The following is a 21,640-nucleotide window of genomic DNA, read 5'->3' as shown; positions in this document are numbered from 1 at the left end:
TCAGTCACCCGCGAGCGAGTCCTGACTGGCGGCGCAGTTGTTCGGCCCGAGCTCCAGGGTGAACGCCTCGTCGTCGTCGACGGCGTTCTGTCCGAGGTTCGTCGCGATGATGTCCTCGTAGTTGGCCGGGCGCGGCGGCATGTCCGAGAGGATCAGGTCGACGAACGCCTGCTCGTCCATCGTGAGCGCGTCCATCTCCTCGACGAGCTCGCCGATCGGCGCCGTGTAGGTGCCGTCGTCGGCCGCGACGGCCGCGTCGCTGAAGTGCGCGCCGCCGATGAGCGTGTCGTCGGGCAGCGTCAGCACCCGCTCCTGAAGTGACTCGTACAGCAGGCGCGCGGCGTCGGGGGCGCCCTCGTCGCCCTCCTCAAGGTCGGGGCGGGCGACGCTCTCGATGAACAGCCCGTCGCCGGTCGCGAGCAGGCTCTCGTCGACGAGGTATGAGGTCATCCCGGTCGTGTGGCCGGGAGTGTAGACGGTCTCGACGGTGGCGTCGCCGACCGCGAACGTGTCGCCGTCGGCGGCCGTGGTCAGCTCGTCGGCGTACGTGACGCCGCGGTCGACCGCGGCCTCGGGGATGACGCCTTCGACGCCCGCGGCGTCGAGGTCGCGCACGCCCGAGATGTGGTCGGCGTGGACGTGCGTGTCGAGGGCGTAGTTCAGTTCGACGCCGAGCTCGTCGGCGTCGTCGAGGTAGCGGTCGGTGAACGCCCGCAGCGGGTCGATGATCGCGGCCTCCCCGTCGTCGTAGAGGAGGTAGCCGAGACAGCCCGAGGAGGGGCGCTGGTACTGGAGGAGCGTGCCGGCGCCGTCGTAGCGGTCGACCTCGACGGCCTCGTAGATGCTCGCCCAGCCGTTCATCCCGTCTTCGAGGTGGTCGACGTCGTAGCCGCGCTCCGTGAGCGTGCCCGCGACGTACTCGCTGGCGCCGCCCTTCGCGCAGAGGACGGTCACCTCGCGGTCGTCGGGGATCCGGTCGAGAACGTCGTCGTCGATCTCGTCTTCGAGGAACTCGAAGTACGGGACGTTGATCGACGTGACGTTCTCGCCGTCGATGCGCCACTCCTCGTAGTCCGACTGCATGCGCGCGTCGAGGATCGTGACGTCTTCGCCGGCGTCGATTCGGTCTTTGAGCGATTCCGGGTCGACGGAGTCGACGTCGACGTCCGGAGTCGGGAAGTCGTCGGCATTCATGTTTCGCAGTCGTTCATACCGGGTCGACGCACAAAAGCATTTTCATAGTATTTCCTTTTCTAAGCAATACTATATTCAATAGAATCCGGTTTGTATCTCCTACTGTTGTACTCAGGGGCTTATGCGGCGGCTAAACAGGTTTCACTTTATACAGTAGTTGGGAGAATTCCCAAGAACCGACACAGTTTTACTTCACCGGGGGGTATTGTGCGCTAGCTCCAATACAGACACCGGAGCAGATACACAATGAGTGCTGAATTCGACATCGCGGAGACGCTCGACGTGAAAGGCGCATCGTGCCCCATGCCGGTAGTGAAGACGAAGTCCGCCGTCGACGGCCTCGACGCGGGCGAGGTCCTTGAAGTGCTGGCGACCGACCCCGGAAGCATGAGCGACCTCGACGGCTGGGCCGACGGCACCGAGGGCGTCGAGCTCCTCGACCAGACGGAAGGCGACGACGTGTACAAACACTACGTCCGCAAGACGGAGTAACGATGAGCACGGACACACCCGACGCGTCGGCCGACGACGCGCCGACCGACGACGCGCCCTCCCGCGCGGAATTGGCCGCGCGCGTCGACGAGCTCGAGGAGGCGCTCGCCGAGGCCACCGCCGACGACGGCGGCAAGAAGATGAGCATCATCGCCACCAAGGGGACGCTCGACATGGCGTACCCGCCGCTCATCCTCGCCAGCACCGCTGCCGCGTTCGGCTACGAGGTGACCGTCTTCCACACGTTCTGGGGGCTCGACATCCTCCACGAGGAGCGGTCGAAGAACCTCCAGCTCAGCTCCGTCGGCAACCCCAACATGCCCGTGCCGAACGCCGTCGCCGCGCTCCCCGGGATGGACCGCGTCACGACGAAGATGATGGAGCGCCGGATCTCGGACAACGACACCGCCACGATCGAGGAGCTCCTCGAAACGAGCCTCGACATGGGCGTGGAGTTCCAGGCCTGTCAGATGACCATCGACCTGATGGACTACGACGAGGACAACTTCTACGACGGCGTCACCACGGGCGTCGGCGCCGCCACCGCGCTTCAGGACATGGCCGAGGCGGACATCCAACTGCTCGTCTGACCGCCGCGGAACGAGCCCCCGGTTCTGTTTTGCCCGCGCCGTCGCCGGCGTCGTCGCTCCAGACACCCTCGATACAACGCAAAAACCACTAGTGACCACGACCGACTCCGCCCGCTCGCGCCGCGGAACGGCGCGTCGCCCCCGCTAGCGCGATCCCTCGCTCCGCTCGCGCCCGGCGCGCTCGCGGCCGATCGCGCCCGCCACCGCCAGCAGGTAGCCCAGCCCGTACTGGACGTCCGGGTCGCGCACCCCGCGGATCAGCCCGACGGCCCCGACCCGATCCGGCGGGTCGCGCTCCGCCTCGCCGACCCCCTTCAGCAGCGTCTCGACGCCCTCGCGGGTGTCGTCGTCGGCCGCGGTCTGCGCCACCTCGCCGAGCGCGGCGCCGGTCCCGGCCAGCGACGCGACCATCTCGTCGTCGAGGGCCGCGGTCGCCAGCGACCCGACCTCCACGACCTCGGCCAGCTCGTCGAGCGTGCCGCTCCGCTGGAGCGTGAGCAGCGTGTCGAGCGCCTCCCGCAGCTCGTCGCCGTTCTCGCCGACCGCCTCGGCCAGCCCCACGGTCTCGTCGGTCGCCAGGCCGTCGGCGGACTCCGCGAGCGTCGACCCCGTGGCCGAGAGCTCGCGGACCATCTCGTCTGAGAGCGCGCCCTCGCCCAGCGAGAGCACGTCCAACAGCTCGTTGACCGCGTCGAGCCGCTCGACGAGCTCGGCGACCGCCTCCGGGTTCTCCGCGATGGCCGCTTCGAGGTCGTCCGGCTCGGGTTCGTGCGTCTCGGACATGGTCAGAGCAACCCTCGCGCGGTGAGCCAGTAGGACTCGTTGTACGCCAGCTTCGACCAGTGGAGCTTCTCCGAGGGCGGCGCGGGCGACGGCGGGCGCTCGTAGTCGAACTCGACGAACGAGGCGGCGTCCATCCCGGTCTCGATGAAGCACAGGGTCTTCCCGTCGTACGTCGCCGTCGCGGGGCGGCCTCGGACCTCGCTGGCGAGGCGCTGGCCGACGACGCCGGCCTGGTAGTGCGCGACGCTGCCCGCGTTCGGGACGCCCGTGTCGGCGGTGTCGCCGAGCGCGTAGACGTTGTTCGCGGCCGCCGCCTCTAGCGTGTGCTTGTCCACGTCGACCCAGCCGTCGTCGCCGAGGCCGGCCTCCTCGATCAGGTCGACGCCGCCGTGAGGCGGAATCGAGACGAGGAGGTCGTAGTCGAGCTCGGTCCCCTCCATCGACGTGATGGTCTCCGCGTCGGGGTCGACAGACTCGGCGTTGAAGAACGTCTCCACGTTGATGTCCCGGTCCTCCATGATGGGACGGGCCCACTCGGCGATGTGGGGATTCCCGTGAACGCGCTGGATCGGGTACGTGTAGGTGACCTCGACGTCCTCGCGCAGGCCGCGCTCGCGGAACCAGTCGTCGGTCATGAAGACGAACTCCAGCGGCGCCGCGGGACACATGTGGGGCGTCCCGATGACGCTCAAGACGAGCTCGCCCTCGGTGAACTCCAGCAGCTCCTCTCGAAGGGCCGTCGCGCCCGACTCGCTGTAGTAGTCGTGTCCGCCCTCGACGAGCCCGGGGATCTGCTCGGGCTCCAGCGTCGACCCGGTCGCCAGCACGAGGTGGTCGTACTCCATCGACGGCGCGGTACCGTCGAACCGGAGCGTCTGCGAATCCGTGTCGATCTCGGACACGCGGTCGATCCGGAGGTCGACCGCGTCGTCGACCAGCTCGTCGAGCGCGCGGCGACCGTCCGCCGGTTCGCGCTTGCCGAACGGCACGTACAGCCAGACCGGCTTGTACACGTGGTCGGGGCCGTCGTTGATCAGGGTGACCTCCACGTCGCCGGCGTCGAGCTCCGGACCGAGCTGGTCGGCGAGGTCGTTGGCGAGCACCGATCCGCCGGTCCCGCCGCCCACGATGACGATGCGTTCGGTCATGCTTTCTCCACGTAGAACGCGTTGTGCTCGTCGAGCTCTTCGACGGCGAGCAGTTCGTTGCCGGCCTCATCGGCCCACTCGGGAACGTCGGTGAGCGACCCGTCGCTGTCGCTCAGGAGCCGGACCACGTCGCCCGACTCCGCGCTCCGGATCGCTCCGATGAGGTCCATCAGGGGACCGGGGCACGCTGCGCCTCTGGCGTCGACGGTTTCTTCGGGTTCGATGTCGGTCATGGGGGTCTCACACCAGACAGTTACGCGCGTGGCGTATTAGTCTTGTGCGATCGTTCCACAATCTAAAAATCCTCGTGTTCGGCGCGGATCGGTCAGCGTCGGCGGCAGTCGGGGTGTCGCTGACGGTTGGGGCGTCGGCGGCGCTACCGGTCGAACACGACCGCGTAGTGGTACGGCGGCAGATCGACCCGCCGGTCGAGTTCGAACGGCGCCGCCCCCCGGACGGCCTCCGCCGTTTCCTCGGGGTCCATCCGGAGCCCCGTCGGCGGTCCCCGGGGCTCCCCCCCGACGGTCGTCGCTTCGCGCGGCCGGTCGTGCCAGTTGACGACGACCAGGCTGCCGCCGGGCGCGACCGCTCGGAACGTCTCCTCGACGAACTCGGTGCGGTCGTCGACGCCGTGGAAGGTGTTCGCCACGACGAGCACGTCGACCGGCTCCGGGAGGACACCGGTCAGGTCCCGGGCGTCGCCGTGGACCGGGACGACGTTCCCGATCGCCTGTTGCCCGGCGAGCGCGTCGAGCTCGTCGAGCAGCGCCTCGTCCAAGTCGACGGCGTACACGGGCGCGGGCTCGGTGATGCGGGCGGCCGGGAGCGCGAAGTAGCCGCTCCCGCAGCCGACCTCGGCCACCGACAGGCCGGGCTCGACCCCGAGCTGCCGGAGCGTCGCGCCCGGCGTCGGCCAGAGCTTCCCCCACCAGTCCCAGTCGGGCTGGCCGGTGTTCTGGAACCGCTCCATCGTCAGCGGGGGCCCGACGCGCCGGCTCCCGTTCCGTCCGCCGGAAGGCGGCGTCCGTCACTCCCGCCGCCCGCGAACCCGTGTCCGCCGCTCACGGACCCGTCGTCGGCCCCCCGAGGCGGCTCGCTCGTCGCATCGGTCTTGTCCTTCATACCCATATGTGAACCAGTCCGCTATCTAAGTCTTTCTCGACCGTCGCCGACCGGCGTGCCCGAGTCGCCCCGCTCGTCCGCGGGCAGCTAGTCGACCCGAGAGCGCCACGCGGCGGGGAGCCGGGCGTAGACCACCGCGTTGTCGACGAGCGCGTCGACCGGGACGTACTCGTCGGGGGCGTGGAGCGTGTCGGTCCCGAGGGCGAACTCGACGGTCGATATCCCGGCGTTCCGGAGCTTCTTGGCGTCGCCGCCGCCCGTGGCGCTCCGACGGAAGACGCGGTCCCCGGTGACCGCCGCCGCCGTCGACGCGACGGCGTCGACCAGCGGGCTGGCGGGGTCCTCTGTGGTGCCGACGCTCCAGGAAACGTCGGCGACCGTGATCCCCTCGCAGTCGGCGACGCAGTCGCGGATGGCCGCGAGCACGTCGGGCGTGTGGACGCCCGCCGTCAGCCGCACGTCGACCTCGGCGCGGGCGGACCCCGGGACGGCGTTCACCGCGTCGCCGCCCTCGAGGACGCCGAGGTTGATCGACGGGTACCGGAATAGGTCCCGAGCGGTCGCCTCGCCCATCGACGGGGCGTAGTACTCGACCGACTCCTCGACGATCGGCTCCATCTCGGCGTCGATCTCCAGCCGCTCGGCGCCGAACCGCTCGCGTATCGTCTCGACGGCGCCGTAGAGCCGGTCGACCGCGTTGACCCCGAGCATCGGTCGAGAGCCGTGCGCCGCCTCGCCGGCGGCTTCGAGCGTCAGCCAGATGCTCCCCCGGTCCGCGACCGTGACGGAGCGGCGACCCTCCTCGCAGGTCGGCTCGCCGATCACGCACGCGTTCGCGTCGAGCGCTCTGGCATCGAGCAGCGCCGGGAGCCCCGCGTCGCCGCCGACCTCCTCGTCGCTCACGAAGGCGAACAGGAGGTCGACGGGCGGCTCCGCGTCGGTCGCGACGACGGCCCGGAGCGCGAACAGCAGCGACGCCACGGCGCCCTTCATGTCGGTCGCGCCCCGGCCGTAGACGCGGCCGTCGGCGCGTTCGCCGAGCGGGTCGCGCGTCCACGCGTCGGCGTCGAACGGGACGGTGTCGAGGTGTCCGTTGTACAGCAGCGTTCGGTCGGACGCGCCGTCGACCCGGACGAGCAGGTTCGGCTTCGCCGGGTCGACGGCGAACCGCTCGACCTCGACCGGAAGCGGGTCGAGGAACCGCTCGATCGCCGCGACGATCTCGCGCGTGTCGCCGGGCGGGTTCGACGTGTCGACCGCGAGCAGATCGAGGGCCAGCGAGACCAGCTCCTCCCGGTGTGCTCGCACGTACTCGGCGGGAGCGTCGTCCGGGTCCGTCGGCGGCCGGGTCGCTCCCGTGTCTTCGGCCATGCCGTCCCCTTCGATCCCCAACGATTTATTTATTTTGTATATTTCGCACAATACTAATCGGTGAGCGTCGCGGTCGCCCGCGCGTCACGGTCCGGGCTGGAGCGACCGATCCCCGCGCTCGTCCGCCTCGCCGCCGTACCGGTCCTCGAACTCTTGGATGAGCTGACCGACGGTCGCGTACCAGCTGTTGAGCAGCTGCTGCATCTCGCGAGCGGCCTCCTCGGGCGTTCGCGGCCGGTAGACGTAGTAGTACCCGCCCTGATCGTAGTTCTCCTGTCGCTGGACGACGACGCCGGCGTCCACGAGCCGCGAGATCGACCGGTACGCCGTCGACCGCTCACACTCCAGCCGGTCCGCCACGTCGTCGACGGTGAGCCCTTCGTTCACTCCTTGGAGCGCCTGAAACACCGCCTGATCCCGCTCGTTGAGCCCGTGAATACACTCGAGGAGGTCGATACACCCCAAGTCCCGTTCGAGGTCGTCACGCACTGACGCGGTCATCGTATCGGACAATAGGGCGACAGAGTGGGTTAAAGTTGTTCCTAATTAGTACAATACTACTATAGTCGAGTCGGCGACAGTCCGGTTCAGTTCACGGCTGCTCCGCTCTCTCGGTAGGACATCCGAAGAGCCTTTGTTACGTAGGCCCAAGACGATACACGAATGACGCTTCCGATCGACCCGACGCAGATCGACCCGGACGACATCGGCGAAGAGCAGGCCACCCTTGAGATGGGCCACGAGGAGGCGATCGAACATGTCCGCGAGGTGTTCACCGACGCCGGATTCGGCGTCCCGGTCGAGTTCTCGCCGTCCGAGATGCTCAACGAGAAGGTCGACGCGGGTCGCGACCCCTACTACGTGCTCGGCGCGTGTAACCCGGCTGTCGCCGACCGGGCGCTCGACGCGACCGACAACAAGCTCGGCGCGCTCATGCCGTGTAACGTCGTCGTCTGGGAGGAAGCGCCCGGGACGCAGCGCGTCTATCACGTCTCTATCATGCGCCTCGCTCGCCTCGCGGGCATGGCGCCCGACGACGACGAGATGGCCGGCATCATCGCCGACACCGGCGAGATGGTCGACGAGGCGTTCGAGAACCTCTGACCACGCTCTGACACAGCCGCCCCTACGGCGTCGCCGGCGCTCTGCTCGGCGGCACTCGCCGTCGGCGACGATCGGATCGGCGCGGTCTGCGCTCGGATCGGTGCGGCCGGCGCTTCGACCGACACGGACGTGACCCGGTTCCGTTCGCCTCGCCTCCGTGTCGACCCCGCTCGTCGCGATTCCACACCTACTTATCCGCGACCGCCGACGGGCCGATATGGACCTCGCCGATTCGCGCGTCCTCGTCACCGGCGGCGCCGGTCTCGTCGGAAGCCACCTCGCGGCCGACCTGCTCGACCGCGGCGCGACCGTCCGCGTCGCCGACGACCTCTCGAAGGGGACCCGCGACCGCGTCCCCGAGGGCGCGGCGTTCGTCGAAGCGGACATGACCGACCCCGACGACGTGGCGCGCGTCGTCACCAACGACCTCGATGTCGTCTTCCACTTCGCGGCGTACACCGACACGAACTACGACGACGACCGCGCGCTGTTCGAGGAGAACACGGAGATGACGTACAACGTCTTGGAGCGCATGCGCGAGGTCGGCGTCGACCGCTTCGCGTTCACCTCCTCCTCGACGGTGTACGGCGAGGCGCCGCGACCGACCCCCGAGGACTACGCCCCCCTCGAACCGATCTCGATGTACGGCTCCGCGAAGCTCGCGGACGAGGCGCTGATATCGACGTTCGCGCACTCCTACGGCGTCCGGTCGTGGGTGTTCCGGTTCGCGAACATCGTCGGCCCGCGCCAGCGCGGCAACGTGATCCCCGACTTCATCGAGAAGTTAGCCGAGGATCCGACCGAACTGGAGATCCTCGGCGACGGCCGGCAGGAGAAGTCGTACATGCACGTCTCGGAGTGTGTCGACGCCATCCGGCACGTGGTCGAGAACGCAGACGCCGCGTACAACGTCTACAACCTCGGGACGCGGACGACGACCTCCGTCACCGACATCGCCGACATCGTGAGCGAGGAGCTCGGCGTCGACCCGGAGTACGCCTACACCGGCGGCGACCGCGGCTGGACCGGCGACGTACCGAAGATGCGGCTGTCGATCGAGAAGCTCGCCGCCCTCGGGTGGGAGCCGTCGGTCGAGAGCGACGCGGCGGTTCGGCGCAGTGCGCGCGAGCTGATCGACGAGATCGTGGAGTAGCGCGATCCCCTCCGACGAACTCCGCCGGTCGGGTGCGGACCGCGGAGGCGCTTCAGTCCCGCCGCAGGCGAACCGAAGGGGGTCCCGAACGCCGACCGGATCGCTCGACTGCCGAAGCTGTCCCGATAACCGACCGGAGGCGGCGGCGTCAACGGAGCGATACGGACGGCTGTTGCGCACAACCCGGTGGGTTTCCCGTGGCGGTGTCGCTCGCGGTTCGATCCGCGTCTCCGCCCGCCGCGCCGCTTCGGAAGGGCCTTTTAACCCGCCCGTCGAACGGACGGTATGTTCCGGCAGTTCCGGTCGGAAGTCGAGGCGGCGCTCGCGGACGCGCTCGACTCGCTCGACCTCCCGACCGACGACCTCGGCATCGAACGCCCGCCCGACGACATGGACGCGACGCTCGCCTCCAGCGTCGCCTTCCGACTCGCGGGCGAGGTCGGCGACGCGCCGCCGAACGTCGCGGCGACTGTCGCCGAGGCGGTGTCGGTCGGGAACGCGGACTACGTCGCGAGCGTCGACACCGCGGGGCCGTACGTCAACTTCCACGCGAACGAGCGCTACCTCGCCGACACGCTCGACGCGGCCGCGGTCGACGCCGACTACGGCGCGCTCCCCGACCGCGACACGAGCGTCGTGGTCGAACACACCAGCGCGAACCCGACCGGCCCCGTCCACGTCGGCCGCGCGCGCAACCCCATCGTCGGCGACGCGGTCGCGAACCTCCTCGCGTACGCCGGCTACGACGTGGACCGCCACTACTACGTCAACGACGCGGGCCGGCAGATGGCGGTGTTCACCTGGGCGTACGAGCGGTTCGACGAGCCGGACCTCGACGCGGAGCCCGCCCGCGACCGCGCCGAGTACGACCTCGTGCGCTACTACCGGAAGGGGAACGCCTTCTTAGAGGAGGCGGACGACGACGCGGTCGAGGCCGCGGAGGCGGAGATCCAGTCGATCCTCCAGGGGCTCGAGGCGGGCGACGAGGAGACGTACGAGCGCGTCGGCGAGGTCGTCGACGCCGTCCTCGGTGGAATGAAGGCGTGCCTCGGCCGCCTCCCCGCGGAGTTCGACGAGTTCGTCAAGGAGACGCGGTTCATGCGCGACGGATCCACCGACGACATCGCGGGCCGGCTGAAAGAGACCGACCACGCCGTCTACGAGGAGGACGCCTGGCAGCTGGAGCTCGACGAGTGGGGGATCGACAAGAACCTCGTCTTCCTCCGCTCGGACGACACGAGCCTCTACACAACCCGCGACCTGGCGCACCACGAGTGGAAGTTCGCGAACTACGACCGCGCCGTCACCGTCCTCGGCGAGGACCACAAGCTCCAGGCCGACCAGCTCGACGCGACCCTCGAACTGCTCGGCAACGACACCGACCGCCTCGGCCACGTCATCTACTCGTACGTCAACCTGCCCGAGGGGAAGATGTCGACCCGGCGGGGGACCGGCGTGATGCTCGACGACCTGCTGGACGAGGCGATCGACCGCGCTCGCGACGCCGTCGAGTCGCGCATGGACGACCGCATCCGCGACGACGACCTCACCGACGAGGATGTCGAGCGCATCGCCCACCAGGTCGGGATCGGCGCGGTCCGGTACGACATCGTCTCCAAACAGCCCGCGAAGGCGATCACCTTCGAGTGGGAGGACGCGCTCGACTTCGAGGCGCAGTCGGCGCCGTTCGTCCAGTACGTCCACGCGCGCTGCGCCGGCATCCTCGGCGAGGCGGCCGCCGCCGGGATCGACGTGCCGGGCGTGACGGCGGACGCCGACGGCGAGGTCGACCCCGACGCCTTGGACGTCGACGCGGGCGCGCTCGAAACCGACGCGGCCCGCGAGCTCCTCCGCGAGGTCGCGCGCTTCCCCGCCGCAATCGAGGCCGCCGCGGACGACTTGGAGCCGCACACGATCGCGACGTTCACCCGCGAGTTCGCGGACGCGTACAACGCCTTCTACCGCGAGTGCCCCGTCGTGACCGCCGAGACCGAGGCCCTGCGGGACGCCCGGCTCGCGCTCGTCGCGGCCGCGAAGCACACGATGGCGAACGCGCTCGACGTGCTGGGCGTCGAGGCGCCGGAGTCGATGTAAATCGAGGGTATCCCGCCCTCCGTCGCCCGGAGCGGGGCTCCGAGCGATCCACCGCCAAACGCGGCCGAGACGGACGCTTCCGCCCGTATCGACAGGTCAAAGATTACTTACACGCACGCGACCGTATTCGGAGTAATGAGTAGCGACGCACAGGAGGCGAACGCGGACCGCCGGAAGTACGAGTTCCGCAAGGTCATCGAGGAACTCAAGGAGTACGATGGCTCCGGCACCCAGCTCGTCACCATCTACATCCCCGAGGACAGGCAGATCTCCGACGTGGTGGCGCACGTCACCCAAGAGCACAGCGAGGCGTCCAACATCAAGTCCAAGCAGACGCGGACGGCCGTTCAGGACGCGTTGACGTCGATCAAGGACCGGCTGCGCTACTACGACACCTTCCCGCCGGACAACGGGATCGTGATATTCTCGGGCGCCATCGACAGCGGCGGCGGCCAGACCGACATGGTCACCCGGACGCTGGAGTCGCCCCCGCAGCCCGTCGAGTCGTTCCGCTACCACTGCGACTCGGAGTTCCTCACCGAGCCGCTCGAACACATGCTCGAGGACTCCGGGCTGTTCGGGCTCATCGTCTTGGACCGCCGCGAGGCGAACGTCGGCTGGCTGAAGGGGAAACGCGTCGAGGCGGTCAAGTCCGCCTCCTCGCTCGTCCCCGGCAAACAGCGGAAGGGGGGTCAGTCCGCACAGCGATTCGCCCGCCTGCGCCTCGAAGCGATCGACAACTTCTATCAGGAGGTCGCTGGGATGGCCAACGACCTGTTCGTCGACAAGCGCCACGAGCTCGACGGCATCCTCGTCGGCGGTCCCTCGCCGACCAAAGACGAGTTCCTCGACGGCGACTACCTCCACCACGAGCTTCAGGACAAGGTGCTCGGCAAGTTCGACGTGGCCTACACCGATGAGTCCGGCCTGAAAGACCTCGTCGACAACGCCAGCGAGGCGCTCGCCGACCAGGAGATCGTCGAGGACAAACGCAACATGGAAGAGTTCTTCGAGAAGCTCAACACCGGGCAGGAGGCGACCTACGGGTTCGAGCAGACCCGCCGCAACCTGATCATGGGATCGGTGGACCGCCTGCTCATCTCCGAGGACCTTCGCTCCGACGTCGTCGTCTACGAGTGCCCCGACGGCCACGAGGAGTACGAGGTTGTCGACGCCCGCCACTCGACGCCGGACCACGAATGTAGCGAGTGCGGCGAGGCGGCCGAGGTCGAGGAGCGAGAGGACATCATCGAACACCTGATGGCCATCGCCGAACAGCGCGGGACGGACACGAAGTTCATCTCCACGGACTTCGAGAAGGGCGAACAGCTGCTCGACGCGTTCGGCGGCATCGCCGGTATCCTGCGGTACTCGACCGGAGTCTAAGGACCTCTGAAGAAGTTTCTGCGGCCGTTTTACTGCTGTTCCGGCTCGACCGGCCCCGGCGCGATCTCCAAACACGCGCAGGCGTCGGACTCCGGGTCGAAGCAGTCCGGACACTCCGGCTGCCGGTCGATGATCGTGTCGAGCCGCTCGGCGACCGTGTCGTCGATGACGGCCTCGAGCTCCCGGGCCTCGGCCTGATAGTCCTCGACCGCGAGGACGTTCGCGAGGAACCGCTCGATGATACAGTAGGTCTGGAGGGCGTCCCTGGCCCGGACGATGCCGTCGTCGGTCAGCTTGACGCCCTTGTACTTCTCGTGTTCGGCGAGCCCGCGCTCTTCGAGCTTGCCGATCATCTCGTTGGCGCTGGCCGGGCTGACGCCGAGCGCATCGGCGATCGACCCGGTCGAGGCGGGTCCGTCTTCGCTGTCCTGTACGACGTATATCGTCTTGAGGTACTGATCTGCGGTGTTCACGGCTGTCCTCCGTCGGCGCTCGTCGGCGACTCGTCTGTCCGGTTCATCGGCGCTCCATGACCTCCGTGACCTCGCGTACGCCCTCGGCCTCCTCGTCGCGGATCGCCGCCAGGGTCGCGATCAGCTCCTCACGGTCGACCGAGAACGACCCGTCGGACCCCTCGATCGCCTCGATGAGGTCGTCGTAGAACTTGTACGCCGTCTCCTCGTTGCACAGCTGGTCGTACAGCACGTCGTCGAAGTCCTCCGGCCGCGTCCGCCCGTAGCGGGCGTCGACGAGCGACTCGATCTCGTCGAACGGGACGCTGTCGACACCGAGCCCGTCGATGAGCGACTCCAGCCGCTCGCGGTGGTCCGCCGACTCCTCGGCCGCGTCCGCGAGGAGCGTCTCCACCTCCGCGTCGAGTTCGGCGTCCAACTGCTGGTAGTGGCGATGCGCTCGCGCTTCGACGACCTCCTCCAGCACGATTCCGATCTGGAGCAGCCGCGCGAGTTGGTCGTCGGAGGCGACCCGCTGGCTCACGCTCACCGCGACCACCCGAGACGGCACGATACGCGGGTTCGCATACGAACAACTCGGGCGTCGTCGGTCTTAAGCGGTTCCCCTCGCTCGCCGGTCGCTCCGGGACTCCGGGCGGGGCTGAAAAAATCCGTTCGGCGCCGGCGGCTTACTGGAGCCGCTCGAAGACGAGCTCCTCGACGTCGTCGCGGAACTCGTCGACCGCGATTTCCTCTAGGACGGGCACGAAGAAGCCCTCGACGAGCATGTTCCGGGCCGTCCGCGAGTCGATCGAGCGGCTCTCGAGGTAGAACAGGTCCTCGGCGTCGACCTGTCCGACCGTCGCGGAGTGGGACGCCTCGGTGTCGTGGTTGTGGATGATCAGCTTCGGCGACGCGTCGGCCTCGGCGTCGTCCGACAGCATCAGCGTGTTTTCGCGCTGGTAGCTGGAGGTGTTCCACGCGTCCTCGCCGACGTCCTGAACGCCCTCGTAGACGGAGCGCGCCACGTCGTCGAGCACGCCGCGGGTGACGAGGTCGGCGGTCGTCTGCTCCGCCTGGTGCCACACGCGGGCGTTGATGTCGAAGTGCTGGTCGTCCGTGCCGAAGAACGTCCCGACGATCTGGCTCTCGGAGCCGTCGCCCTCGAGCTCGGTTTCGATGTCGGAGCGGGTGAGCTTCGAGCCGAAGTTGCTCTCGATCCAGTCGACCGTCGCGTACGTGTCGGTCACGCCGCGCTTCAGCGAGTAGGTGTAGGCGTCGTCGTCAAGGTTCTGGAGCGAGCCGAACTGGACGTTCGAGTTCTCGCCCGCGACGACCTCGACGAGGTTCGAGAAGTACCGGTCGCCGCTCACGTCGGCGTCGCCCGACGTGATCGACTCGAGGATCGTCACCGACGACGACTCCTCGGCGACGACGAGCGTCTGGCTGAACAGCGAACGGGAGTTCATCTCCGCGCGCACCGTCACGTCCTCGACGTCGACGCCCTCGGGGACGTAGACGAACGTACCGGTGGTGAACAGCGCGACCGAAAGCGCCGTGAGATAGTTGTGTTCGGGGTCGAGGACGGAGCCGAAGTTCGCCTCGATGACGTCGCCGTACTCGGCGAGCGCCTCGGTGAACGGCAGCACGACGACCTCGTCGTCGCCCGCGGTCCGCTCGGTCTCGTCCGCCTGGTTCAGCGGGTCGACGAGCGACTCGAAGTCCAGCGCCTCGAGGTCGGTCCAGCGGCGGCCCGGCGTCTGGATGACATCGGGCAGCTCCGCGGTCTCCAGCGCGGCCAGCGCGTTCAGACGGGTCTCCAAGAGCCACTCGGGCTCGTTGCGTTCGTCGGCGATGCGTCGTACCGTGTCCTCCGAGAGGCTCTCGATTGCTTGCGTGCTCATGTTATCCGAGCGAGCCCTCCATCTCGAGTTCGACGAGGCGGTTCAGCTCGACGGCGTACTCGATCGGCAGTTCCTCCGTGATCGGCTCGATGAACCCGGAGACGATCATCTGTTTGGCGTCGTCGTCGTCGAGCCCGCGCGACTGGAGGTAGAAGATGTCCTCGTCGCCGATCTTCCCGACGGTCGCCTCGTGGGCGACGTCGACCTTCGACTCGTTGATCTCCATGTACGGCATCGTATCCGACGTCGACTCGTTGTCGAACATCAGCGCGTCGCACTCGACGGCCGTCGAGGAGTTCTCCGCGCCGTCCGCGATGTGGACGAGCCCGCGGTAGTTGGTGCGGCCGCCGTCCTTCGCGATCGACTTCGACTCGACGGTCGACTTGGTCTCGGGCGCGTTGTGGTACACCTTCGCGCCGGTGTCGATGTCCTGGCCCTCGCCCGCGAAGGCGATGGTGATGTGGTTGTCGGAGGCACCGCGGCCCTTCAGNNTCGCCCACGAACACTTCGACGCCGCCCGAGTGGAGGTTGAACGCCGAGTACTTCGGCGCGGAACAGCCCTCGATGTAGTGGACCTCGGAGCCCTCCTCGGCGATGATGAGCGTGTGCTCGAACTGACCCATCCCCTCGGAGTTCATCCGGAAGTACGCCTGGACCGGCATCTCCACGGTGGTGTTTTCGGGGATGTAGACGAACGAGCCGCCCGACCAGATGGCGCCGTGAAGCGCCGCGAACTTGTTGTCGCTCGGGGGGACGCACTTCGTCATGAAGTGCTCGCGGACGAGTTCTTCGTGCTCCTGGACGGCCTTGTCCATGTCACAGAAGATGACGCCCTTCTCCTCCCACCGCTCCTGCATGTTCTGGTAGACGATCTCGGACTCGTACTGCGCGCCGACGCCCGAGAGCGCGTTCTTCTCCGCCTCCGGGATGCCCAGCTTGTCGAACGTGTCCTGGATCTCCTCGGGGAGGTCTTCCCAGCTCTCGGCGCCGCCGCGGGCCTCGATGTCCGGGCGGATGTACGGTACGATCTCGTCGATGTCGATCTCGGAGAGGTCCGGCTGGCCGGGCCAGTCGGTCGGCATCGGCATCTCTTGGAACTGCTCGAGCGCGCGCAGGCGTCGCTCCAGCATCCACTCCGGTTCGTCCTTGTCCTCCGAGATGACGCGGACCGTCTCCTCGGTGAGACCCTTCTCGGTCTGGAAGGCGGACTTCTCCTCCTTCTTGAACTCGAAGCGAGCCTCGGTGTCTGTCTCCTTGAGGTCGTCCTGTTGTGAACTCATAGTGTATTGTTACTGATTCCCGTGTTTACGTGTGTCGCGTGCCCACATTCGGTTACGCCGCCTCGTAGGCGTCTTCGCGGACCCAGTCGTACCCCTCGTCCTCGAGCTTCTCGGCGAGCTCCGCGCCGCCGCTCTTGACGACTTCCCCGTCGAGCATGACGTGGACGTGGTCGGGCTCGACGTAGTCGAGGATGCGCTGGTAGTGCGTGATCTGGAGGACGCCCGTGCCCTGCTCGTCGCGGAGCGCGTTGATCCCCTTCGAGACGTCTTTCAGGCGGTCGATGTCGAGCCCCGAGTCGATCTCGTCGAGCACGGCGACGCTCGGCTCCAGCATCGCGGCCTGGAGGACCTCGTTCTGCTTCTTCTCGCCGCCGGAGAACCCGGCGTTGAGGTAGCGCTGCATGAACTTCTCGTCCATGTCGAGGAGCTCCATCTTCTCGGAGAGAATCTCCTGGAACTCGGCGACGCCGATCTCGCCGTCGTCGGCGGGGCCCTCCATCGGGGAGGTCTCGTACCCCTCGTCGTCGTCCTCGGCCTCGGCCTCGGCGGCCTCCTCCTCCTCGTCTTCGAACAGCTCCTCGCGCTCGTCCGCCTTCGCGTTGAGCGCCTGTCGGAGGAAGTTCGTCATCGTGACGCCCTCGATCTCCGCGGGGTACTGGAAGCCGAGGAAGATGCCGAGCGCGGCGCGCTCGTTCGGCTCCAGCTCCAAGAGCTCCCAGTGATAGTCCTCGTCGTCGAGGTCGACGTCCACGTCGGCGACGTCGGCCTCGTCGAGGTGGAGCAGAATCTCACCGCCGGTGACCTCGTAGGCGGGGTGGCCGGCGATCACTTTCGCGAGCGTCGACTTCCCCGAGCCGTTCGGTCCCATCAGCGCGTGGATGTCGCCCGACTCGACGGTCAGATCGACGCCGAGAAGGATGCGTTCGCCGCCCTCTTCCGCCACTCGTGCGTGAAGATCGTTGATTTCGAGAGTAGCCATATGTATTCTCGTGCCTCGTACATCGATGGTGGGGGTTGAGGGGGTTAATGGTTACGCATCTCCCCGTCAAAAATCGCATATCGACCAAGAAATTTTCTAGCAATCGAAAAGTGCTTTCCAGAGAGCGCGTTCGCGCTCGTCGGCAGTCACATGAACGAGCCGAGTCCGGTCTGTTCTTGCCCCGTCTTCACCTCCTCCCACGACATCCCGAGCGCCTCGATCACGCGCTCTATCGGCCCCTTGAGCGTCTTGTCCAGCATCTTCTCCCAGTCGACCTCGAACTCCTCGGGCACCTGATCGGCGTACTCGAAGCAGATCACGTCCGGGTCGCGCTTGAACTCCCCGTACAGGGGGTCGCGCTGGGGGTCGAGCCCTTCCTCCTCCTCCATTCGCGTCCAGAAGTCCGGGTGGACCTTCTCGATGTACAGCCGCTTCGGCTTCGACCCGCTCCCGAAGTTCGTCCCGAGCATGCGGTTGGCGTACTTCGCGCCGCGGACCTGCGCGGTCGGCGTGTCGTAGGCGTCGAGCTGCTTGCCGATCCCGCCGGGGATCCCGATCTCGTCGAGGTCCACGTCGCCGTCGAGCACCCGCGCGATGACGCCTTCGAGGTACGACTTCACCTCCTCCATGTCCTCGTCGATGTCGTCGCCGGTGACGATCGTCTCGATGACGTTCTGTTGGACCTCCTTCGTGATCCCGGCGATGTCCGAGCGCTTGTACTCGAAGCCGGTGATGTCGATGTCGTCGACCTCTTTCCCCTCCTTCCAGACGATGTGGCCCGCGTACCGCTTCTTCTTCCCCGCCTGGAAGAAGCGCCGGTAGAGCTTCTCGAACTCGATCTCGAAGCGGTGCTCGTCGGCGTTGAGCTCGTCGCGCGCGAAGTCGTCGTAGCGCTCGTTGATGTGATCCTCTATCTCGAAGGAGGTCTCGATCGCCTCCCGCTCAGACATATCAGAAAGAGACAACATAACCGAGTCGGTGTCACCATAAGCTACCTGATAATTAAGCTCTTCTGCCGCCTCCTCCGTGAAGTCGATGACCTCGCGACCGGTCGCAGTAACGGCTGCCGCGCCCTCTTTGTCGTAGAGGCGGAACCGATCCCATCCCGTAACCCCATATAACGAGTTCATAATAACCTTGACAGCTCCCTGCTGCCGGTCGTACTGCTCGTACGGCTCGGTGCCCGGGTCGTGGTCGTTCCGGAGCGCCTTCTTCTCCTCGCGCTCGGAGAGCAGCTCGTCGACCATCTCGCGCATGATCCCGTCCGGCTCCTTCCGGAAGTGGGTCCCGTTGGGCGCGACGTACGTCTCGCCGCCGTACTCGTCGGGGTCGACCTTCGTCTCCGGGCCGGCGTTGATCGTCACCATACACATCGGGTAGAGGCTCTTCAGGTCCTGGACCGTCACCATCTCCTTGACGCCCGTGATCGGGTCGAAGACGGCCCCGCCCTCGAACTCCTCCGACTCCTGTTGGCCCTTCGTCGGGAGCGCGAACTTCCCGAACGCCTTGTGGAGGACGTACATGTCGACGGTGTCGCCCGGCGTCGGCGCGTCCTCGATCTTACAGCCGACGAAGGTGCGCACCTCGTCCCAGAACGCGATCACGTCCTGCTTGCGGTCGATCTCCACGCACAGCTCCACGTCGCGGATGCTGTACTCCAGTAAGCGCTCGGGGTCCTGCTCCCAGAGGTCGCCGATGTCGCCCGTGTAGCGCTCCTTACCGACGCCGAGCTCGCGCTCGCCGACCGCGTCGAGGCGGTACGACTCCAGCTCGGTGAACATCGTGCGTTTGTAGGCGTACAGCAGGTCGAAGACGACCCGCCCCTTCACGTCCGGGCCGCCCCAGCCGGAGCGCCACACCTCGCCAATCCGGGAGAGCCGGTCGACGTCGAGGTCGTACTCGCTCCCGTCGTCGAGCACCTCCAGCCGGTCGAGGACGTACGGCGCGTCGAAGTCCTCGAAGTTCCACCCGGTCAGGAGGTCCGGGTCGGTGTCGTCAATGTACTCGACGAACGCGTCGAGCATCGCGGCCTCCTCGTCGAACGTGCGGACCCTGAAGTCGACCTCTGCGCCGTCGCCGACGATCCCCTCGTACTCCGGGAGGTCTTCCGGCGGGGGAATCTCGGCCTCCGGCGCGTCGTACAGCCAGACGACGTACTCGTCCTCGTAGGAGTCGTGGCTGGTGAGACAGATGATCGGCTCCTCGCCGTCCTCGGGGAAGCCGCGGCGGTCGTCCACCTCGATATCGAAGGTGTTCACGCGCAGGTCGGCGTCGACCTCGGCCGGTTCGAGGTGCCCCTCGTGGACCTGAATCGTCTCTTCCCCGTCGTCGAGGCGCCGCTCCTCGACGCGGATGCCGCCGTTGATCCCGTTGTCGATCAGGAAGCGGTTCGGGAAGAGGATGTCCGCCTCGAAGCTGGTCGCGAAGTCGTCGCGGATGTTCCCCACGTCGCGCGGGGTCCGGGTGACGATCCGGGTGAGCGGCTCGCCGCGGATGCTCTCGTAGGGCTCGCCGTCGGGGCCCGCCTCGCGCGTCCCGATCACCACGTCGTACTCCTCGACGGGGTCGCGGTCGAGGTCGGCCGTCGGGACGTAGAAGTACGGCTCGACGCCCAGCACGCGGAGGTGTTCGACCACGTCGTGGTCGGCGTCCTCGACGTGTTCCGCCGGTCGCCGGCCGAACACGTGGACGACCGGGTACTCGTCGCTGCCGTACCCCTCGACGGCGTAGTCGATCTGGGTGATCATCAGTTCGACGGTCCCCGTCGACTCCGGGAACTTCGCCTCGTCCACGTCGACCACGTCGTTCACGTGGCCCCGTCCGCCCCCGGCGACGACGGCCGCCTCCTGCGCGGCCAGCTCCTCCCGTTCGGTGTCCGTGTCGCCGTCGGCCTCGCCGTCCGCGTCCCCGGCCGACGAGAAGTCCGACAGCCCCGACTGAGTCATATCCGTCCTTCGGCGTCACCCGGCTAAAAAACACGGCTTTCGGGTGCGGCGAGGTATCCCGCCACGGAAAGGCATATATTGTGTGACTTCTTACCACGACCCATGTCTTCGGACCCACGTTCCGGACCCCAGGCGGCTCGCCCGGCCGACTCCGACGCGGTCGACGCCGAGGTGGAGGTGTACGAGGACGACGGGAACGTGGTGCTTTTCGACGCGACGAACCCCCTCGCCTGGGTCGAAGCGAGCCGAACGGTGCGGCTCGCCGACGCGCTCTGACCGGCCCGCCGACCCCGCGCGCTCCGTCCGTCTCCTCCCGTAGCCGCGGCGTCGCCCGGACGGAACCTCTTTGCCCCGGCCCGGCGTAGGTGCGGGCGTGTTCAGCCTCGACGAGGACGACGAGGGCGAGATCTCCGTCGGCGAGAGCTCCGACGCCGAGCGGGAGATGACGCCCGACATCCCCAAAGCCCCGTCGGTGAAGACGTTCGACGACGGCGGTGACTTCGAGGGGGCGAGCGACGTCGACCAGGGGACCCTCCGCGCGTTCGTCGTCGCCGTCGTCTACGCCAACGCCGCCGTCCTCCTCGTCGCGCTCGGCCCCATGGTGTGGTTCTTCGAGGGGTGGTCGCGGGCCGGCCCGGCGCTGCTCGTCGCCGGTCTCCTCGCCGGGGTCCGAACGTACCAGACGTACCGGTCGTGGCGGCGCTCGCAGGGCGAGGCCGACGAGTCGGAGTCGGATCCCCCCGAAGAGGCCGACGACACTGATGCCGACTCCACCGCTGATCCCCCGGAAGCGTAATGTCCGACGGGGCGCTGGTTCGACCATGCAGACGGTCCGCGACGGCGACGGCGAGACGTACCTCCTCGTGAAGCGATCCGCCGAGTCGAGTCGCGTGCGCGACCCCGCGACCGGCGCGGAGCGGTACGTCGACAACGAGGAGCTCAGCGTCGTCGACGGCGAGTCGCCGCTCGCGACCGCCGCTTCGGGCGTGCCGGAGCCGGTCCGCCGGACGCTCGGGGCGGTCCGCGACGACCGCTCGCTCGGCCTGCTCGCCGTGGTCGCCGACGAGGGACCGATCGCCGCGATCGACCTCCTCGACGCGGCCGACATGTGCGAGTCCGACCTTCACGGGACGCTCACGGAGTTCCGTGCGGCGGGACTGGTCGACGAGGCCGAGGTCGCGGGGCGACGCGGCTACGAGGCGACCCCGGTCGCGGCCGAGGCGCTGGGGCTGTTGCGGGACGGGTCGGCGGACGAGGGCGACGAGGTTGGTGAGGGCGACGGCGACTGATATCTCACATATAACCGCGATCTGCGGCCGGCTGCGGCTGTTCGCTTATAAATTGTTGATCTAGATCGACGGCGAACAGCTCAAAGCCCCGGCCGCGAGGCTGCCCATTTGAGCCCCACCCGACCGCGACCGCACGGCACCTCACGCCTCCCCAGCCTCGTCGGGCGCGTCCTTCGGGCTCCCTTCGGTCGCCCTCGGAGCGCCCGACTCCCTCGCGCGTGCTCCTCGCGGCCGCCGGTGGCGGCCGCTCGCAGGCACGCGCCGACGTGGAGGTGCGAGCCGTCGCCGCCGTCCCTCTCAGCGGCGGCGTCGCCGCGGGCTTCTACCGTTCCTGCCGCCGTCTGATATTTATAA

22 protein-coding genes and 1 pseudogene are annotated in these 21,640 nt (G+C 67.7%); 9 read left to right on the top strand and 14 right to left on the bottom strand.

Going from position 1 to position 21,640, the window contains the following annotated elements:
• Window positions 1–1,194, bottom strand: coding sequence for an MBL fold metallo-hydrolase (locus tag Z052_RS07495; RefSeq protein ID WP_049932291.1), 1,194 nt, complete (start codon window positions 1,192–1,194; stop codon window positions 1–3).
• Window positions 1,195–1,440: 246 nt separating this feature from the next.
• Between Z052_RS07495 and Z052_RS07490 the strand changes: the two genes are divergently transcribed.
• Window positions 1,441–1,686, top strand: a complete 246-nt coding sequence (locus Z052_RS07490) for a sulfurtransferase TusA family protein (protein WP_049932293.1) — start codon at window positions 1,441–1,443, stop codon at window positions 1,684–1,686.
• 2 nt (window positions 1,687–1,688) lie between these two features.
• The gene (locus Z052_RS07485; protein WP_086220080.1) at window positions 1,689–2,276 is read left to right on the top strand and encodes a DsrE/DsrF/DrsH-like family protein; all 588 of its coding nucleotides are present in this window, start codon (window positions 1,689–1,691) and stop codon (window positions 2,274–2,276) included.
• Window positions 2,277–2,420: 144 nt separating this feature from the next.
• On the opposite strand, the gene Z052_RS07480 is transcribed toward Z052_RS07485, so the two are convergent.
• From Z052_RS07480 to Z052_RS07455, 7 genes are all read right to left on the bottom strand, one after another.
• On the bottom strand, window positions 2,421–3,059 hold the full coding sequence (locus Z052_RS07480; protein WP_099288940.1) for a DUF1641 domain-containing protein: 639 nt from the start codon (window positions 3,057–3,059) through the stop codon (window positions 2,421–2,423).
• Window positions 3,060–3,061: 2 nt separating this feature from the next.
• Window positions 3,062–4,207 (bottom strand): NAD(P)/FAD-dependent oxidoreductase, encoded by a 1,146-nt coding sequence (locus Z052_RS07475; protein WP_094520552.1) that lies wholly within the window; start codon window positions 4,205–4,207, stop codon window positions 3,062–3,064.
• Window positions 4,204–4,440: a sulfurtransferase TusA family protein gene (locus tag Z052_RS07470; protein WP_086216166.1), complete on the bottom strand. Its 237-nt coding sequence runs from the start codon at window positions 4,438–4,440 to the stop codon at window positions 4,204–4,206. The genes Z052_RS07475 and Z052_RS07470 overlap by 4 nt, the downstream gene beginning before the upstream one ends.
• 143 nt (window positions 4,441–4,583) lie before the next feature.
• A complete protein-coding gene (locus Z052_RS07465; RefSeq protein WP_094520551.1) occupies window positions 4,584–5,177 on the bottom strand; it encodes a class I SAM-dependent methyltransferase in 594 nt (197 codons plus the stop codon).
• A 2-nt stretch (window positions 5,178–5,179) separates the two neighbouring features.
• Window positions 5,180–5,329, bottom strand: coding sequence for a hypothetical protein (locus tag Z052_RS20175; protein WP_158093825.1), 150 nt, complete (start codon window positions 5,327–5,329; stop codon window positions 5,180–5,182).
• Window positions 5,330–5,416: 87 nt separating this feature from the next.
• Window positions 5,417–6,700, bottom strand: a complete 1,284-nt coding sequence (locus Z052_RS07460) for a M20 family metallopeptidase (protein WP_089308653.1) — start codon at window positions 6,698–6,700, stop codon at window positions 5,417–5,419.
• Window positions 6,701–6,784: 84 nt separating this feature from the next.
• Entirely contained in the window at window positions 6,785–7,201 is a 417-nt protein-coding gene (locus Z052_RS07455; protein ID WP_049932308.1) for a helix-turn-helix domain-containing protein, read from the bottom strand.
• Window positions 7,202–7,363: 162 nt separating this feature from the next.
• Here Z052_RS07455 and Z052_RS07450 point away from each other — a divergent pair, with 162 nt between their 5' ends.
• The 4 genes from Z052_RS07450 to prf1 all read left to right on the top strand — a co-directional run bounded on the left by Z052_RS07450 (window position 7,364) and on the right by prf1 (window position 12,437).
• Window positions 7,364–7,804 (top strand): DUF302 domain-containing protein, encoded by a 441-nt coding sequence (locus Z052_RS07450; RefSeq protein WP_049932310.1) that lies wholly within the window; start codon window positions 7,364–7,366, stop codon window positions 7,802–7,804.
• Window positions 7,805–8,021: 217 nt separating this feature from the next.
• Window positions 8,022–8,957 carry an NAD-dependent epimerase/dehydratase family protein gene (locus Z052_RS07445; RefSeq protein ID WP_094520550.1) on the top strand — a complete coding sequence of 312 codons (936 nt, stop codon included), beginning with the start codon at window positions 8,022–8,024 and terminating at the stop codon, window positions 8,955–8,957.
• 285 nt (window positions 8,958–9,242) lie between these two features.
• Window positions 9,243–11,051 carry an arginine--tRNA ligase gene (argS, locus tag Z052_RS07440; RefSeq protein ID WP_094520549.1) on the top strand — a complete coding sequence of 603 codons (1,809 nt, stop codon included), beginning with the start codon at window positions 9,243–9,245 and terminating at the stop codon, window positions 11,049–11,051.
• 135 nt (window positions 11,052–11,186) lie between these two features.
• A complete protein-coding gene (prf1, locus tag Z052_RS07435) occupies window positions 11,187–12,437 on the top strand; it encodes a peptide chain release factor aRF-1 (RefSeq protein WP_094579932.1) in 1,251 nt (416 codons plus the stop codon).
• Window positions 12,438–12,466: 29 nt separating this feature from the next.
• Here prf1 and Z052_RS07430 read toward each other — a convergent pair whose 3' ends face one another.
• From Z052_RS07430 to Z052_RS07405, 6 genes and pseudogenes are all read right to left on the bottom strand, one after another.
• A complete protein-coding gene (locus tag Z052_RS07430) occupies window positions 12,467–12,910 on the bottom strand; it encodes a metal-dependent transcriptional regulator (RefSeq protein WP_049932320.1) in 444 nt (147 codons plus the stop codon).
• A gap of 43 nt (window positions 12,911–12,953) precedes the next feature.
• Window positions 12,954–13,439, bottom strand: coding sequence for a rubrerythrin (locus tag Z052_RS07425; protein ID WP_049932324.1), 486 nt, complete (start codon window positions 13,437–13,439; stop codon window positions 12,954–12,956).
• A 139-nt stretch (window positions 13,440–13,578) separates the two neighbouring features.
• On the bottom strand, window positions 13,579–14,793 hold the full coding sequence (gene sufD, locus Z052_RS07420) for a Fe-S cluster assembly protein SufD (RefSeq protein WP_094495581.1): 1,215 nt from the start codon (window positions 14,791–14,793) through the stop codon (window positions 13,579–13,581).
• Between the two features lies 1 nt (window position 14,794).
• Window positions 14,795–16,073 (bottom strand): annotated as a pseudogene (gene sufB, locus Z052_RS07415) (Fe-S cluster assembly protein SufB).
• Between the two features lie 52 nt (window positions 16,074–16,125).
• A complete protein-coding gene (locus Z052_RS07410) occupies window positions 16,126–17,052 on the bottom strand; it encodes an ABC transporter ATP-binding protein (protein WP_049931712.1) in 927 nt (308 codons plus the stop codon).
• A 146-nt stretch (window positions 17,053–17,198) separates the two neighbouring features.
• Window positions 17,199–19,997 carry a DNA-directed DNA polymerase gene (locus Z052_RS07405; RefSeq protein WP_094580723.1) on the bottom strand — a complete coding sequence of 933 codons (2,799 nt, stop codon included), beginning with the start codon at window positions 19,995–19,997 and terminating at the stop codon, window positions 17,199–17,201.
• Window positions 19,998–20,099: 102 nt separating this feature from the next.
• Between Z052_RS07405 and Z052_RS20460 the strand changes: the two genes are divergently transcribed.
• From Z052_RS20460 to Z052_RS07395, 3 genes are all read left to right on the top strand, one after another.
• On the top strand, window positions 20,100–20,273 hold the full coding sequence (locus Z052_RS20460; RefSeq protein ID WP_167373101.1) for a hypothetical protein: 174 nt from the start codon (window positions 20,100–20,102) through the stop codon (window positions 20,271–20,273).
• A gap of 97 nt (window positions 20,274–20,370) precedes the next feature.
• Window positions 20,371–20,793 carry a hypothetical protein gene (locus Z052_RS07400; RefSeq protein ID WP_086216173.1) on the top strand — a complete coding sequence of 141 codons (423 nt, stop codon included), beginning with the start codon at window positions 20,371–20,373 and terminating at the stop codon, window positions 20,791–20,793.
• Window positions 20,794–20,818: 25 nt separating this feature from the next.
• Window positions 20,819–21,286, top strand: coding sequence for a hypothetical protein (locus Z052_RS07395; protein ID WP_086216174.1), 468 nt, complete (start codon window positions 20,819–20,821; stop codon window positions 21,284–21,286).
• Window positions 21,287–21,640: the final 354 nt, after the last annotated feature.

It is taken from the genome of Halorubrum sp. C191, from assembly GCF_002727095.1.
GTDB lineage: Archaea > Halobacteriota > Halobacteria > Halobacteriales > Haloferacaceae > Halorubrum > Halorubrum ezzemoulense.
Note: the sequence above shows the minus strand (reverse complement) of the source record. Positions and strands in the feature narration are given on the sequence as shown.

What these genes read in the sequence shown, in the direction of transcription:
- Z052_RS07495 (WP_049932291.1), bottom strand. Translation starts at nt 1,194, where the DNA reads ATGAATGCCGACGACTTCCCGACTCCGGACGTCGACGTCGACTCCGTC.
- Z052_RS07490 (WP_049932293.1), top strand. Translation starts at nt 1,441, where the DNA reads ATGAGTGCTGAATTCGACATCGCGGAGACGCTCGACGTGAAAGGCGCA.
- Z052_RS07485 (WP_086220080.1), top strand. Translation starts at nt 1,689, where the DNA reads ATGAGCACGGACACACCCGACGCGTCGGCCGACGACGCGCCGACCGAC.
- Z052_RS07480 (WP_099288940.1), bottom strand. Translation starts at nt 3,059, where the DNA reads ATGTCCGAGACGCACGAACCCGAGCCGGACGACCTCGAAGCGGCCATC.
- Z052_RS07475 (WP_094520552.1), bottom strand. Translation starts at nt 4,207, where the DNA reads ATGACCGAACGCATCGTCATCGTGGGCGGCGGGACCGGCGGATCGGTG.
- Z052_RS07470 (WP_086216166.1), bottom strand. Translation starts at nt 4,440, where the DNA reads ATGACCGACATCGAACCCGAAGAAACCGTCGACGCCAGAGGCGCAGCG.
- Z052_RS07465 (WP_094520551.1), bottom strand. Translation starts at nt 5,177, where the DNA reads ATGGAGCGGTTCCAGAACACCGGCCAGCCCGACTGGGACTGGTGGGGG.
- Z052_RS20175 (WP_158093825.1), bottom strand. Translation starts at nt 5,329, where the DNA reads ATGAAGGACAAGACCGATGCGACGAGCGAGCCGCCTCGGGGGGCCGAC.
- Z052_RS07460 (WP_089308653.1), bottom strand. Translation starts at nt 6,700, where the DNA reads ATGGCCGAAGACACGGGAGCGACCCGGCCGCCGACGGACCCGGACGAC.
- Z052_RS07455 (WP_049932308.1), bottom strand. Translation starts at nt 7,201, where the DNA reads ATGACCGCGTCAGTGCGTGACGACCTCGAACGGGACTTGGGGTGTATC.
- Z052_RS07450 (WP_049932310.1), top strand. Translation starts at nt 7,364, where the DNA reads ATGACGCTTCCGATCGACCCGACGCAGATCGACCCGGACGACATCGGC.
- Z052_RS07445 (WP_094520550.1), top strand. Translation starts at nt 8,022, where the DNA reads ATGGACCTCGCCGATTCGCGCGTCCTCGTCACCGGCGGCGCCGGTCTC.
- argS (WP_094520549.1), top strand. Translation starts at nt 9,243, where the DNA reads ATGTTCCGGCAGTTCCGGTCGGAAGTCGAGGCGGCGCTCGCGGACGCG.
- prf1 (WP_094579932.1), top strand. Translation starts at nt 11,187, where the DNA reads ATGAGTAGCGACGCACAGGAGGCGAACGCGGACCGCCGGAAGTACGAG.
- sufD (WP_094495581.1), bottom strand. Translation starts at nt 14,793, where the DNA reads ATGAGCACGCAAGCAATCGAGAGCCTCTCGGAGGACACGGTACGACGC.
- Z052_RS07410 (WP_049931712.1), bottom strand. Translation starts at nt 17,052, where the DNA reads ATGGCTACTCTCGAAATCAACGATCTTCACGCACGAGTGGCGGAAGAG.
- Z052_RS07405 (WP_094580723.1), bottom strand. Translation starts at nt 19,997, where the DNA reads ATGACTCAGTCGGGGCTGTCGGACTTCTCGTCGGCCGGGGACGCGGAC.
- Z052_RS20460 (WP_167373101.1), top strand. Translation starts at nt 20,100, where the DNA reads ATGTCTTCGGACCCACGTTCCGGACCCCAGGCGGCTCGCCCGGCCGAC.
- Z052_RS07395 (WP_086216174.1), top strand. Translation starts at nt 20,819, where the DNA reads ATGCAGACGGTCCGCGACGGCGACGGCGAGACGTACCTCCTCGTGAAG.